This is a genomic window from Rhizobium sp. Leaf306 (assembly GCF_001423425.1).
In the GTDB taxonomy this organism is placed as follows: Bacteria; Pseudomonadota; Alphaproteobacteria; order Rhizobiales; family Rhizobiaceae; genus Neorhizobium; species Neorhizobium soli.
Genome location: NZ_LMNX01000001.1, coordinates 1509153 through 1522492, shown reverse-complemented (window position 1 = coordinate 1522492; position 13340 = coordinate 1509153). Strand labels below are relative to the sequence as shown.

The following is a 13340-nucleotide window of genomic DNA, read 5'->3' as shown; positions in this document are numbered from 1 at the left end:
CGCAAGCCGTGGCTGAATGCTCAAGCTTCGAGGGTGCATCCCGCCTGCTACAAAGCTATCCCCCGGATGAGGCGGCACCCCTTTGTAGAGATCTGAGCAGCGCCGACGACAGCGCCCCCGATGCAACAGGCTTGCGAACGACCGGAACCTCCGAGTATACAGCAGGAATGCTGATCCCATCGCGATAGCCCGTAGCGAACACGTAGGGTATCTCAAGGCGTTCGAGTTCGGCGGCTACGTCCTCGGATGTCTGTTCACCGAGGTTAAGGTCGAGGACCGCGCATTCCGGACGCTTGTGCTCGATAGACAGCAGGGCAGCGTCAACCGTCGCGGCCACGGTCACTTCCGTCGCGCCCAGTGCCCGAAGAAGTTCCTCAGTGTCCATGGCGATAAGCGACTGGTCTTCGACGAGAAGAACCCGCATGCCACCGATCGGATAAGAGTTCTCCTCTATTGCCTCATCAGTCCGCGACAGCACCGCTGTCTTGACCTTGAAGAGATGTTGCGCAGGAAGTACGAAGGTCGCTTTGAGGCCGACTTTAGCGAACTGCAGGTCGACCGTTCCATCGAGGTCATGGGACACCGTCTTCTCGATAAGCTTGGACCCGAACCCCTTTCGGGTCGGCATGACGACTTCAGGACCGCCGCTTTCCACCCAGTCGAGACGGCAGTCTCCGTCTTCGGTCAGCACCCAGGAGACTTCCAGCTTACCGGACGGTACGGACAGGCTCCCGTACTTGGATGCATTGGTCATCATTTCGTGGAGTAGCAGGGCGAACACGCCGAACGCACGCTCTGTCAGCCCGACAGGTTCACCTGAGATAACGATTCTGTCCGGCATCTGCGCGAAGCGGTGCATGTCAGCTTCGGCAGTGATCAGGCTTCCGAGTTCCCCGCCGTCGGATCCAGCGAATGACTGGTCGTGCGCGTAGGACAGTGCTCTCAGGCGGCCCTCGAACGACTTTGCGTAGTCGTCAACCGACTCGGAGTTCGCTCCGGTCTGAGCGGCGATCGACTTCACGAGACTCAGGATGTTCTTGACCCTGTGATTGAGCTCAGCGTTCAGAAGCTTACGCTGATTTTCGGTCTTTTCGCGCTGCTCCTCGGTCGCGTCGTTATGGGAGAGCATTACGTCCCTGACATACCCGCGGATCGCATCCGCGACGACAAGGTCCGCATCTGACCATGGGACGGACTTGTGACGCACGTCTTCCCGCCAGGTGTCGAAGCTGCCGCGAGGGGTGAGGCGCTTGCCGTATTCCGTCTTGATCTCGGTCTTGGTCGGCTCTCCGGCCCATTCGATCTGGTGTGCCTCTTCGCTGCGGAAGAAGACGAGGAAATCGGGATTCGACACCGAGATCGGTATGGCCAGCATGCCGGCGACGCGCGTTCCATAGATCTCCCTGTTTCCAGTGAAGGATGCAAGGTCTTGAGTGTCCCAGATGGCGCGTCCGGCCTGCCCGGCGACCAGTTCCATCAGTTCGGGTACCATGTTCTCGGGTGGAGACACTCCGTGGGACGCCCATTCCCCCTTCGACCACAGTCCAGCGCCGTCGCTTGCGATCAGCGTCGCGAAGTCGTTCAGGCGGGATTTCAGAACGGTATCAACCGATTCCTCGGGCCTGACCTCTGCGATGATCGCGTCGAGGCGGCTGCGGGTAGATGCGGAGGCGGCCTTCTGCTCCCGATGTTCGATGGAAGCGACATGGAGCGAGAAGTACTGTGCGAAAAGCTCGATGGACACGCGAAGCGGAATGGACAGCCACTTGGGCGAGTTGTGGTGACACGAGATCAGTCCCCACAACTCGCCGTCGACTACGATAGATACCGACATGGAGGCCGCGACACCCATGTTGCGCAGGTATTCGCAGTGTATCGGCGACACGCTACGCAGATGAGCGTGCGACAGGTCTACGGGTGCCTCTTCCTCGGAAACGCGGGGGGTGAGGGGAACGGGGACGAAGTTGGCGTCGCCAATCACCCGTACCCAGTTCTGTACGTAGAGCTTTCGCGCCTGCATCGGAATGTCGGAGACGGGAAAATGCTGACCGAGAAAGCTCTTGAGCGACGGGTCCTTTGCTTCAGCCACGACTCGTCCGGCGCCGTTGTGAAGAAAGCGATATACCATGACACGGTCGTAGCCGAGCATGGCGCGGACGAGCCTCGCCGTCGTGCGGAAAAGCGGATCGAATTCCTTCTGACCGTCCACCCGCTTCACGAGCGACTGCGTGAGGTGCAGCGCGACCTCAGTATCCTCAGGCGATGCGGGGGCCTCGAACTCGAGAAATGTCCGTCCACCGTGACGATGGATCGTAATGTCGGCAAGGGTGTTCGAGTCACCGAGCTTGGCCTTCAGAACCAGTCCGGCAATATGGCTCGACCCCGATCGGGCGACGGCGTTGCCGAGGTCATGCGCGACCGTCGAACCAACGACGTCTGATAGCTGGGCGCCGACGTATTCGCGGTTGGTACTTCCGAGAAACCTGTCGACGTTCTGCGATACGAAGAGGACCCTGCCAGTTTCTTCGTCCAGAACGACCATGGCTCCGTGCGGCTGAATGCTGCCAGGAATATGAATAGGTTCACGATCGCAGTTGCTGAGATCAACCTCGGACCTGTCGTAACTCAATGGCAGAATCCTGCTTTCTAATGAGGTTATTGGGAACGGTTGTGCCATGACAGAAACCACCGTGCAACCGCATAGGGCTCGTCACACAACGAGGGATCGGTGTCGGATTTTGATGTCGTCATAATAGCAGGGCGCTTTCAGGATCATAAAATTCCGCAGTATGAAAGTTGTTCCAGTTCAGGAATGAGCTACGAGACGATATCGCGTTAAGTTTCAATAAAGACGGCGTAATCCGCTCCTCTCAAACCGAGCTGTAAGCACGACGGCAGGGCGACGCAGTGAAACGTCAGCGTGTCGCCAGCTTCGACGACCTGTCCATGGCGAGCGACGTCCCGCCTGACCAGGCGGCAACCAGCTTCGCCGTCACAGGTTCTTTAGCGCGTCCCCGAGCTCGCGAGGGGAGAACGGTTTCTGGATCACCTTTGCCGACAGATAGGGCGCTGATAGACCTGCTGCGCCGTACCCGCTTGCGAACATGAAAGGGATGCCACGCTGTGACAGGCAATCCGCGACAGGAAACGACTGTTTTCCTGCAAGGTTGATGTCGAGAATCGCGAAGTCGAACTGTTGGCTGGATGCCGCTTCCAGAGCCGTCTCAAGACGCATCGCAGGTCCTACTATCTCATGCCCAAGATCGGTAAGGGCATCTTCGATCAGCATCGCGACGAGCATTTCGTCTTCTACGATAAGTATACGCGCCATCTAAAGTCCGACGCTAGCCGAGCTGTCGACAACGGCCTCCATGGAAGTTTCCAGTTTGAACCCCAGGCCGTCCTCCCCGAAATCCATCTCGGCGGTGCCTTGGAGCTCTTTTGGCAGTACCCTCAGAATCAAACGGGATCCAAACCCTTTCCGATCAGTTTGGCGGACCTTTGGTCCACCGCGCTCTGTCCACTTCAGCGTGAATCGATTCTCGGAAGACACTGTCCACTCCACGGTCACTGTTCCAGTGGAATTCGACAGCGCTCCGTATTTGACAGCATTGGTGGCAAGCTCGTGAAGAGCTAACGCAATCGACAGCGCGGCATGTGGACCGACACGAAGTCTTGGACCGTCGATGCTGATAGCCTGTCTGCCGGGGTAGCGGAAGGCTTCCATAGAGCTGTCGACCATCATGCGTAGGTCTGAACCGTCCCAGTTCTGTTCGGTTAAGACATTGTGGGCGCGAGAAAGGGCGAGGATTCGCGAATTGATCGCATCTGAAGCCTCCTCCTTCGTCTGTACCCCACGCAACGTTTGGCTGACGATGGACTGGATGGAGGCGAGCGTGTTCTTGACCCGATGGTTGAGCTCGTTGATCAGAAGCTTCTGATGGTTTTCGGCCCGGACCCGTTCGGTAACGTCCGAACCCTGTATGAAGATGTTCGTCACCTTGCCGTTGTTGTCGCGGATTGGTTGATAGACGAAGTCCGCGAAGCGCTCTTCCAAAGCGCCGTACTCGTTTCGCTTCAATAACACTCGATCCGACATGCGCTTCAACGGCTCACCAGTTTTGAAGACTTGATCAAGAAGCGCTGCGTACCCCTGTTCGGCGACCTCGGGAAGCGCCACGGCAATAGGGAGGCCAATCACGTCGCGTCCGCCGATCAGTTTCCGGTATTCCGGGTTGACCAATTCGAACCTGTGGTCGGCTCCGCTAACCATGGCCATGAACGTTGGAGCCTGGCTAAACAGGTTTTGAAGCCGCTGCGACTCTTCCATGATACGGCGTTGTGCCAAGACTCGCTCGGTGGTTTCGACCACAATTGCTACTACGCCAGCCGGTCGCCCGTCTTCGCCAGGAACGGGCGAGTAGTCGAGGTCCATCCATACTTGTTCGGGATAGCCGTTACGGTGAAGCGTTAGCTCCTGATCGCGGTAGGCGAGGGTCTCGCCTGCCAGACAGGTGTTCATGACATTGTCGTTGAAATCGGAGATTTCCGACCAGCCCTCACGGACCTTCGATCCGAACAGCGCTGGATGTCGATGTCCCGCGAAAACGGAATACGCGTCGTTGTAGATCATCACGCCATCCTCGCCCCAAAGCATAACAATTGGGACCGGGGAATGAAGGAGGAGCGCTGTCGCTGTTCGTAGAGACTGCGGCCAGGTTTCCACTCGTCCAAGCGGCGTCGTCGACCAGTCGAATTCCCGGATGATGTCTGCTGCCGCCCCTTTGTGGCCGAGGAACTCAAACGTGTCGTTCCTGTCAGTCTTATCGTTTCGCATAGATGCCGTCGTGGAAGTTAAACCTTGATGTGTGATTAGCAGTCGCCAACGCTTCATGGAAGCTAGAGTTCCCGACCTCTAGAGGACAAGTTGGGGGTCATCTGCTGGACGTATCGGCTTTTCGGTTTTTCGATGCGGGTGACGAGGCACCACTCTGGGGAGCAGCCGTTGGCCAACATTTCGCGTGGTCGTGACGTCCGGGAGAGTGCGACCGGAGGCAGCGGACCTTGCTGACCATGTCGAGTTCATTCCGAGACGCGTTTCGTGCTGTAAGCCCGGCGCGCTCGTTGCGTTAATCCACGAGACCGAGCCGTCGGGATGTCCAGGGTATACTCGTTAAGGCTTAGCCCGGTCGTACTACTACAACTAGCTCATTAAAATTAGCAATTTCGAATATTAGTATTAGTGACAGAATGTCGGCGAATCGCACGGGAGTATTGGATGAATTTCGATCAGGACGACGTGTCGCATATGGGTTTCTTCAGCTGGGTCGTGCCGGAAAACCACCTGACAGGTGACGAGACGTTCGCGCACCTGTACGGGTTCACGGTCGAGCAGGTCATCCGCGGCGTCACGGTCGAAGAGATCATGGCCAGAATAATTCCAGGCGACCGAGAGCGGGTGGCATTCGAATGCCATTCCTCGATCCTGACCGGGGCGGCGGGGCTGACGACATTCACGGTCTTTGACGGCACCCGGTACCGACACATCGCCTCGATAGGCCGTTGCCTCAAAGACATCGACGGAGTGCCTTCGTTCTACACCGGAACGGCCTTCGAACGTCCGAAGAGAGAGCCTGCCTCCGACAATGTCTCGATGGGCAACGTCTTATCCTTCCGACCCGGATCGCGCCAAGGGCAACTTGCACGTTGACGTGCTTCGACAACCCCTTGCGGACGGATCACGGCGGAGGACAAAGCACCAGTGTCGGCGAACCTGCCACGCTGTCGTTCGTGACTGAAGTACAGCCATATCAGCTGTCCCGGGTCTCCATAGCGAGGTCATGTAGTTCCAGGGTATATTTCGGATCGTGTTCAGCCGAATGGATCACGCTCATGAACGCCGCTCGCGCCACCTCCTTTTTGGTGGCGTCTGGATGACGCCCGCGCACGGCGTCAATGAGTTGCTTCGGGCTCATGCCTGGTTGAGCAAGTTCCCTGATGGTAGCCGCCATGTGCTCGATTTCTCGGAGCTTCTTTTCGCGCATGCCATTCTCCGTCGAGACTCTCTCCATCATGGCACGTCGCGGTAAGGGTTCTGTGACGGTCGTATAAATCGCTGGCCAAAGGTTGGCCGGCGGATCGAGACGAAGCCAACGTCGCGTCGAAGTCTACAAGATGGCGAAGGATGAATAAGGTTACCCGCGTCGCGAACATCGTTGCGTCTGTAGTCGCCGGTTCGAGGTCTGCGAGGCAGTAGACATCGTGGGAGTAGGCGCAAGACCCCGCTAGTCGGAAAGTGATTACCCTTCACGGCGGACCGAGAGGCGACCTCGGCGCCTTATTTTAGCTATCCCGAAGTCAGGCACGAGTGATCACGCTGCTTGGTGCGTCTTACTGGTCCATGAGGAAGCGGGGCCGCTGCTGTGTTGGTGCCCCACTTCTTCTTAGCGCTGTTTTAGCCTTCAGTGTTCACCCTCTGCGAGTAGATAAGCGAATTCGTATGTCTGTCCAAGCTCTACATCACGTATTTGCGCGAAATGGAGCTTGGCTAGATCGCAGTGTGGTCCGTTCTAAGAGATCCTTAGTAGGGTGCAATCTTGAATCCTTAAGAGCTGCCCCGGTAAGTTAGGTGTTGCTGCTGTCAAGCGTTCGTGCTTTGATTGCGTATTCATGTGAGGAAAAAAATTGACCCAATATTTGAACAGAGCTGCTGTTAGTAGCTGGGTTGATGCTAGCGCGTCGGTTCAAGCCCGCCTTGAGAAGATTTTTCAGGACAGCGGACTGGACGATGGAACGGTTGATGCCTGGACTAACGACATCATTCGTAACACATTCGAAACGGTTCCTGAGCCTCATTCCGGCCACGAGGTAAAACACGAGATTCGCTAAGAAAATCTGGTGGATCGCTGTTAGTCGAATTGCATATTGAACGCCGAACGTTGGTCGGCGTTTTGCTTTTTCGGTGGTTACTTTGGTACCTCTCACGACGGCAAAAAACTCGGATCAAAGCCAGCCGTTTGAAGAAATATTCGCCGCGCCGGCACTGCTCTCCCGATAGTCTAACAGTCCCACTCAATATCCAACCAAGGTCTTTTACCGAGCCGCTTAACCAACGATCTTTCAAGAACCGCTGGAGCGACATACTCGGACTCACGACCTGTACGCGCCAACCCCTCGGCTAGAGCGCGGATAACCCGGTGTCTCGGACCTGGCCAACAGATAGGCGACGTCTTCGACGCGGCGCGCCGGTCGCTCCATATGTCGGGCATAGGGGACACCTGCATATGCCGAGCTAGCTTCTGGATGGTCTCTTCGTCCGAAAGCATTTTCTGTCGCGAAGTCAAAAATCTCTGGAAGGACGCGTTCGACCCATCCAGCCTCCTGGGTTCCAGACCTGCGGCTCTCAATAACCGCTCCATCCCATCGACGTACTCTTCGAACCCGGACATGACCCTCGCGGCACCCTCGCCACGTATTCCATGGGCGAACCGCGTCAGCCCCTCTCGGCGGACGCTTTTCGCCTGATCGACATGGTCGAGAATCTCCTCCCGGTATCGGCGCGGTACCCATGCGCCTAGAACGGATCGAAGTGGTAAGCAACTCCCTGATGCGGTTGCAAAAGCATTGCAGTTCAATCATGATCTTACCGTCGATGAGAAAGTACTAAGACATGATGCGAAAAGCTGAACCGATTGACCTGCATGTCGGCGAGAGAATCAAGCTTCGTAGGCGTTCGATGCGGATGTCTCAGGAGAAGCTCGCCCAGGGGTTGGGCATAACTTATCAGCAGGTTCAAAAATACGAACGCGGCTCCAGCCGCGTTGGCGCAAGCCGACTCCATAATATCGCGTCAATTCTCCATGTCCAAGTAGGTTACTTTTTCGCGGATGATAGCGCTCCGATGGAGTTTGACCGACCGGTCCCGCAGCACGAGGACGCAGTCATGGATTTCGTCACTAGCCAGGAAGGCATCGAGCTAAATACAGCCTTCATTAGCCTGCTTGACGGGAGCACTCGCCAGAGCTTTGTCCGGTTCGTTGCATCATTAGCGTCCACTGCTTCGGGGAAGGTTGAGGAACGAGAAAGAGCGCCCCGCGAGTAGACATATTGCTGCATCTTACTACTTTTGGCTCCCTAACGCTCGTTGACCCTCAAAAAGGTCCTGTACCCTTGCCGCGCAAGGCACTCTTGTGTGCCGCGTATCTCGCTGCCGAGCGAAATCGCGATAGCTCAAGAGAACACCTCGCAACTATTTTATGGCCGGGCGAAATCACGACAGCAAGAATAAATCTGCGCAAAATGATTGAGCGCGTGCGGCAGTGCGAGGCGGCCGGGTGGCTAACCCCATTTCAGGTTTCGTCGACACACGTTCGAACTCGTGACGATTTGCAAGTCGACTTCAACGTGTTCGAGTCCGGCCTCGATGCGGTCCGTAAGTTGCAAGCAGTCAAGCAACTAATCGAACGACCTTTCATCGATTTCACCGACGCCCCGGCACCGCTCGCTACCTGGATAGCTAGGCGACGACAGGACTACTGGTGGCAGTTTAGAGAGACCCTCGTCGAGGCGTCGCAGCAGGCTTTAGAGAGACCCGACTGGCTCACAGTACGCGAAAGCGCGAAGCTGGTTCTTGAGCATGACCCGTCTGATGACATGGTTGTTCAACTCCTATCCACTACTCATCAAAAGATCTCAGGTTCGGGTCGGACCGTCCTCTCTTACGCTGAGCCTCGGACACCCTACGTTACGTTGATTCCAGAGCGCGGTGCCTTCGTCGAAACTGTGGCGGATCTTCCTCGATTGGTTCTGCTTCCCCCGACGCTTCACGACGATGTCGACCCGGGCCTTGCTTCTGCTTTGGTCGAGGATATCACGATAGGATTGTGTTCACTCCGCAGTGCGGCAGTAGTCGCTCCATATACGGCTGCGAAAATCAGGCACCACGCGGACAAGCTCGGCCAACTCGAAAACCATTCTATCTCCTACGTTGTCGATACGAGAATGTCTTCGGAAGGCCTGTTCGCGCAGATGGTTTTCCTACCTGCGGACGCAGTGTTATGGGCAGAGCGTTTTTCCATTGATGGCAGCACACTCGTATCCCGCCGGAAGGAAGTCGCAGCGCTTATTGTGAGCACGATCTCGGAGCATCTCGGACTGAACGTGGGCCAACTCGCGGAGTTTCGGACGCAGCCTGAGGTATACCGCTCATACCTTTCGAGTATCCAGCACCTGTCCAGCTACACGCTGCCCGGGGTTCGCCGGGCAAGGAACGCGTTCAAGGAGACGCTGAAGGTTCGCGGCGACTTTGCGCCCGCCTTAGCTGGGCTTTCACGTACGTTCTCGTGGGAATGGGTCCTGACGGCAAGAGGAGACGACGAGCTACTTGTGCACGCTGAAGCTCTGGGTAGGCAGGCGGTATCTGCGTCACCCGACCTAGCCACCGCGCACCGAGAGCTCGGTTTGTCCTTGCTCTACCGGGGAGACGTCGATGGGAGCCTTGCGTCTTTCCACCGGGCCGAACAACTTAGCCCGCATTTCGCGGATGCCCTCTGCGGCTACGCTGACGCACTTGTACATGCTTCGAGGCCCGATGACGGCCTGAAGAAGATAACCAAGGCAATATCGCTGAACCCTGAGTCCCCCGACGACTATCGTTGGATTGCCGCCGGGGCAAATTATTTCCTCGGTAACTTCGCGAACGCGATTTCTCAGATCGAAAGTATGGCCGACGGCTCGTCTGCACGCAGGCTGCTTGCCGCCTGCTACGCTATGGCGGGCGATCGATCGAAAGCGAAGATGCATCGACTGCGAGCGCAACAGCTCAATCCTTCCTTCGAGCTCGAGAAGTGGTTGTCTGTGCTTCCTGTTAGGGAAACGTGGCAAAAAGAGCTTTACAGGGAAGGCCTGCTGAAGGCTGGCTTCAGGTAAGATTCCAACCAACGAGAATGGAGTATGAAAATGTCGAAGATCGTCGTTATCGGTATCCCAGGGGAAAAAGGGCTGTACATGGCAGACTTGGAAGTAGGAACGATCGTAGCATTCGACCCTCCGGCGACTGGTGCTTTGGCCGCCGCGAACGACCTCCGTAAAGCAGGCGGAACCGTCGTGAAGGGCATCGATTTCGCAGTCGCTATACACTCGACCGAGGCCGCTTTCTCCGGCGTTTTCGACGGCTGAGAAAGTCCGTGGACAGGGCATATCCTTCCGCTGAAACCTTTCGTCGGGTCTCGTCGCACTTCGCTGATTATGGCATCACGCGAATAGCACGCCAAACTGGTCTGGACCGTCTAGGTATTCCGGTTTGGTGTGCGTACACCCCGAATGCGAGGTCTATCGTTGTCGCTCACGGCAAAGGTCTTACGGATGACGACGCCAGGACCTCGGCGGCGATGGAAGCGTTGGAACGGGCCGTTGCCTGTGACCTACAGCTCAGCTCAATTACAACGAGCCAGTTGGAGCTCATGCGGAGGGGCCAACCGCACGACCTTTTGCCCGAACTGCTGGCGGCGGGGCGAGACGTCGGTGGAATAGATGAAGATCTGGAGTTCGTCGAGGCGCGGCATCTTATCTCGCGCGAAGCAGTACTCGTTCCCAGCGAAGCGGTGTCCCTCGATCGAACAACTCCCGATCCTCGCTACTGGAAGTCATCGGACGGGCTTGCATCGGGAAGCACGGAAGAGGAGGCTATCTTTCATGGCTTGCTTGAACGGATAGAGCGTGATGCGACGGCCCTTTGGCACGTTAAGTCGCCAGCGGCGCAGGATGAATTGGCGATTAACCCTGACGAGTTCGAGAGCAAAATCATTGATGAGCTTGTCGCTAAGATGCGCGATGGCGGCGTATCGCTTCGACTTTTCGATGTCACAAGCGATATCGGCATTCCGACCATTGCCGCCTACATCGGTGAGACCCGCGTTTTGACTACGGGATCACCGCGATACGTCGACGTCACTTTCGGATGCGGGACGCATCCGGACGTCTCAAAGGCTGCGGTGCGTGCCATTACCGAAGCCGCCCAATCCCGTCTGACATACATCGGTGGCGCGAGAGATGACGTCTATCCGGAAACGTATCTGCGACCTCTGCCGGATGCTATAAGGCGCCTGATGATGGCCCGGCCGTGCGCGCTGTCACCGAGCAGAACCGTTATCGGGTCAAAGTCGGTTGTAGATCTCCTAGCACAACGAGGTCTTTCCAGGATCTACTCTGTCCGGCTATCTGATCCTGAACTACCATTTGTCGTCGCCAAGATCCTTGCACCGGAACTTGAAAATCCGCCCGGCGAACGAAAGTTTAGGTATGGGGCGAGGGCAGTCGCTGCAGTGTTGTCACAATGAAGGTCGTTTTTGTCGGCCCTAGCTTACCCAACGCCAACGATCTTAGTGGTCACCCAATCGAGATCAGACCGCCTGCGGTTCAAGGTGACATGCTGCGAGCTGTCCGTGACGGAGCGACGGTAATCGGCTTGATCGACGGTGGGTTCGAATACACGGCCCCGGTATGGCACAAAGAGATCCTTTATGCGCTATCCCGACGAGTGGCAGTCGTCGGTGCTGCCAGTATGGGTGCCTTGCGTGCAGCGGAATGTCAGGCGTTCGGCATGGTTGGAGTAGGTGGGATCTTCAATGACTACGCTTCTGGCGAGCTGGTCGATGATGCTGAAGTAGCATTGCTTCACGGCCCCATGGAATATGGGTTCAGACCGATCACGTTGCCGATGGTCAACATCCGCGCGACGGTCAAGGCTCTTGAAAATCGGCAGACCTTCACGGCAGCGGAGGCATACGAGCTTGAAACAATTGCCGGAACGCTGTTCTACAAGCTCCGGACCTGGACGGGACTACACAATCATTGCGAGAAACTTGGTCATGCCGAGGCCAAAAAACGTTTCGAGGTGTGTCAGGACCAGTATGTCGACCAGAAACGGCTGGACGCCTTGACACTGCTAGAAGTCGTTAGAGATACCGAGCAGGGTGCATGTGTCCCTTGGTCGTTTCAATCGACCTCTTTGTGGCGGGACTAGACCCCGGGCACAGGCATTCGTTGTGTCACGCTCAATTCACGCCTGGGTCGAAGCGGTCAGCGTTATGGTTGATGCGAAATGGAGAATCGCATGGCCCAAAACATTGACGACCGACATGACGAGCTTGCAGCTCTCGCCAGATTGGTGATCTACGCACGAGGTTGCGCAGAACTCATTCAGGCGAAAGATGTCGAAGAGCGACTGGTTTACGCTCTCGATGCTATCAAATCAGAGCTTGGCGACGCGCGCGATGCAAGTCTTGTGGACTTCTTTGAACCTTCAAATACCCCATCGACAATGCAGTAGAGCGGCCATTCAAGCTTACAACAGCAGCGCCAACACCAGTGCTACAGCACGTTAGGTAGAGACGGAATATGCCACAATATCAATATCGTGTTCGAGACAAAGCAAGACGTGTGCTTGCCGAAAACGCCATCGTCGAACGAGATATAGGGTCGGCTTGTCGATCTATATCGGCTGCAATAGCACTGTTCGTCGGAAGCCGGGGTGGCGAAGAAGGTGCGGTAATCGAACTTGACGATCCAGACGGGACGACCGTTGTCCGATTGAGCCTCAGTGGGGAGGAAGCCGCGCGGAGCCACTAGGGATTAACTGAGGACATTACGGAGTTGAGTTGTGAACGCCGGATTCGAACCAGCCCGAGGAGATGGCGTACGATAGTAGATGTGTCATGACCACAAACAGCTGATGTCCGTGCCGTACTTCGAATCAGCGCCGGACAACCAGTGTTCAGTACAATCGTGAGATTCGGTTTGATCTCTACGGCCTCCCAACTTGAAGTGCCGCCCCTTAGAAACGGAGACGTCAGCCTCGACTGGATATGACAACCTTCCTAAGGATCGCAGGAAGTCCCGGACGCGATTATTTCCCCTGGACGGGCTTCTTCTTAGCAGGCGCGATGCCGAGTTCCCTGTTAAGCTTTTTCTGAGCGAGCTTCCGCGCCCGGCGAATACCTTCGGCCTTCTCCCGCGCACGTTTTTCGGATGGCTTCTCGTAGTGCTCGCGACGTCGCATCTCCCGCAGGACGCCTTCCTGCTGCAGCTTCTTCTTCAGAAGGCGCAGCGCCTGATCCACGTTGTTGTCTCTGACCTGTATCAGCATGGTTGCTCCCTACGCGCTGCTCTGTCGACCGATCTCTATAGCCACATACCTGAAGGGGATTCAATCTTGACGTGATCCTTGTCCAGCATAGTGCGCGCCGCAGCTCCGCTGATCTCCGTGTAATGGCTGTTCGAGTGTCGGTAAGGTACAGCTCTTGGTGATCTGCGTCTCCTTAATGTCGACCTTGGCGTTCTCG

The 13340-nt window shown here is 56.5% G+C and carries 12 protein-coding genes; 7 read left to right on the top strand and 5 right to left on the bottom strand.

Annotated features, from left to right (window positions below):
* Window positions 1–55 precede the first annotated feature (55 nt).
* The 3 genes from ASG19_RS07230 to ASG19_RS24075 form a co-directional block, all read right to left on the bottom strand.
* Window positions 56–2677, bottom strand: a complete 2622-nt coding sequence (locus ASG19_RS07230) for an HWE histidine kinase domain-containing protein (RefSeq protein WP_062454526.1) — start codon at window positions 2675–2677, stop codon at window positions 56–58.
* Window positions 2678–2992: 315 nt separating this feature from the next.
* Window positions 2993–3331, bottom strand: a complete 339-nt coding sequence (locus ASG19_RS07225; RefSeq protein ID WP_062454524.1) for a response regulator — start codon at window positions 3329–3331, stop codon at window positions 2993–2995.
* The gene (locus tag ASG19_RS24075) at window positions 3332–4837 is read right to left on the bottom strand and encodes an HWE histidine kinase domain-containing protein (RefSeq protein ID WP_162238125.1); all 1506 of its coding nucleotides are present in this window, start codon (window positions 4835–4837) and stop codon (window positions 3332–3334) included.
* A gap of 441 nt (window positions 4838–5278) precedes the next feature.
* Between ASG19_RS24075 and ASG19_RS07215 the strand changes: the two genes are divergently transcribed.
* The gene (locus ASG19_RS07215; RefSeq protein ID WP_062454520.1) at window positions 5279–5710 is read left to right on the top strand and encodes a hypothetical protein; all 432 of its coding nucleotides are present in this window, start codon (window positions 5279–5281) and stop codon (window positions 5708–5710) included.
* A gap of 100 nt (window positions 5711–5810) precedes the next feature.
* Here ASG19_RS07215 and ASG19_RS07210 read toward each other — a convergent pair whose 3' ends face one another.
* Window positions 5811–6044, bottom strand: coding sequence for a hypothetical protein (locus ASG19_RS07210; RefSeq protein ID WP_062454517.1), 234 nt, complete (start codon window positions 6042–6044; stop codon window positions 5811–5813).
* 1625 nt (window positions 6045–7669) lie between these two features.
* Between ASG19_RS07210 and ASG19_RS07195 the strand changes: the two genes are divergently transcribed.
* From ASG19_RS07195 to ASG19_RS07170, 6 genes are all read left to right on the top strand, one after another.
* Window positions 7670–8101 carry a helix-turn-helix transcriptional regulator gene (locus tag ASG19_RS07195; RefSeq protein WP_062454511.1) on the top strand — a complete coding sequence of 144 codons (432 nt, stop codon included), beginning with the start codon at window positions 7670–7672 and terminating at the stop codon, window positions 8099–8101.
* A gap of 284 nt (window positions 8102–8385) precedes the next feature.
* Window positions 8386–9927: a tetratricopeptide repeat protein gene (locus ASG19_RS07190; RefSeq protein WP_162238124.1), complete on the top strand. Its 1542-nt coding sequence runs from the start codon at window positions 8386–8388 to the stop codon at window positions 9925–9927.
* A 30-nt stretch (window positions 9928–9957) separates the two neighbouring features.
* Complete coding sequence (locus ASG19_RS07185) at window positions 9958–10176, top strand: hypothetical protein (protein WP_062455005.1); 219 nt, start codon at window positions 9958–9960, stop codon at window positions 10174–10176.
* Between the two features lie 8 nt (window positions 10177–10184).
* Window positions 10185–11336, top strand: a complete 1152-nt coding sequence (locus ASG19_RS07180; RefSeq protein WP_244476091.1) for a YcaO-like family protein — start codon at window positions 10185–10187, stop codon at window positions 11334–11336.
* Window positions 11333–12022: a TfuA-like protein gene (locus ASG19_RS07175; RefSeq protein ID WP_062454506.1), complete on the top strand. Its 690-nt coding sequence runs from the start codon at window positions 11333–11335 to the stop codon at window positions 12020–12022. The genes ASG19_RS07180 and ASG19_RS07175 overlap by 4 nt, the downstream gene beginning before the upstream one ends.
* A 90-nt stretch (window positions 12023–12112) precedes the next feature.
* Window positions 12113–12328 carry a hypothetical protein gene (locus ASG19_RS07170; RefSeq protein ID WP_062454503.1) on the top strand — a complete coding sequence of 72 codons (216 nt, stop codon included), beginning with the start codon at window positions 12113–12115 and terminating at the stop codon, window positions 12326–12328.
* 576 nt (window positions 12329–12904) lie between these two features.
* On the opposite strand, the gene rpsU is transcribed toward ASG19_RS07170, so the two are convergent.
* Window positions 12905–13144, bottom strand: a complete 240-nt coding sequence (gene rpsU, locus ASG19_RS07165; protein ID WP_062454501.1) for a 30S ribosomal protein S21 — start codon at window positions 13142–13144, stop codon at window positions 12905–12907.
* Window positions 13145–13340 lie beyond the last annotated feature (196 nt).

Coding starts and splice junctions, on each gene's coding strand:
- ASG19_RS24075 (WP_162238125.1), bottom strand. CDS start 4,837: ATGCGAAACGATAAGACTGACAGGAACGACACGTTTGAGTTCCTCGGC.
- ASG19_RS07175 (WP_062454506.1), top strand. CDS start 11,333: ATGAAGGTCGTTTTTGTCGGCCCTAGCTTACCCAACGCCAACGATCTT.
- ASG19_RS07225 (WP_062454524.1), bottom strand. CDS start 3,331: ATGGCGCGTATACTTATCGTAGAAGACGAAATGCTCGTCGCGATGCTG.
- ASG19_RS07185 (WP_062455005.1), top strand. CDS start 9,958: ATGTCGAAGATCGTCGTTATCGGTATCCCAGGGGAAAAAGGGCTGTAC.
- ASG19_RS07195 (WP_062454511.1), top strand. CDS start 7,670: ATGATGCGAAAAGCTGAACCGATTGACCTGCATGTCGGCGAGAGAATC.
- ASG19_RS07230 (WP_062454526.1), bottom strand. CDS start 2,677: ATGGCACAACCGTTCCCAATAACCTCATTAGAAAGCAGGATTCTGCCA.
- ASG19_RS07210 (WP_062454517.1), bottom strand. CDS start 6,044: ATGCGCGAAAAGAAGCTCCGAGAAATCGAGCACATGGCGGCTACCATC.
- ASG19_RS07215 (WP_062454520.1), top strand. CDS start 5,279: ATGAATTTCGATCAGGACGACGTGTCGCATATGGGTTTCTTCAGCTGG.
- rpsU (WP_062454501.1), bottom strand. CDS start 13,144: ATGCTGATACAGGTCAGAGACAACAACGTGGATCAGGCGCTGCGCCTT.
- ASG19_RS07170 (WP_062454503.1), top strand. CDS start 12,113: ATGGCCCAAAACATTGACGACCGACATGACGAGCTTGCAGCTCTCGCC.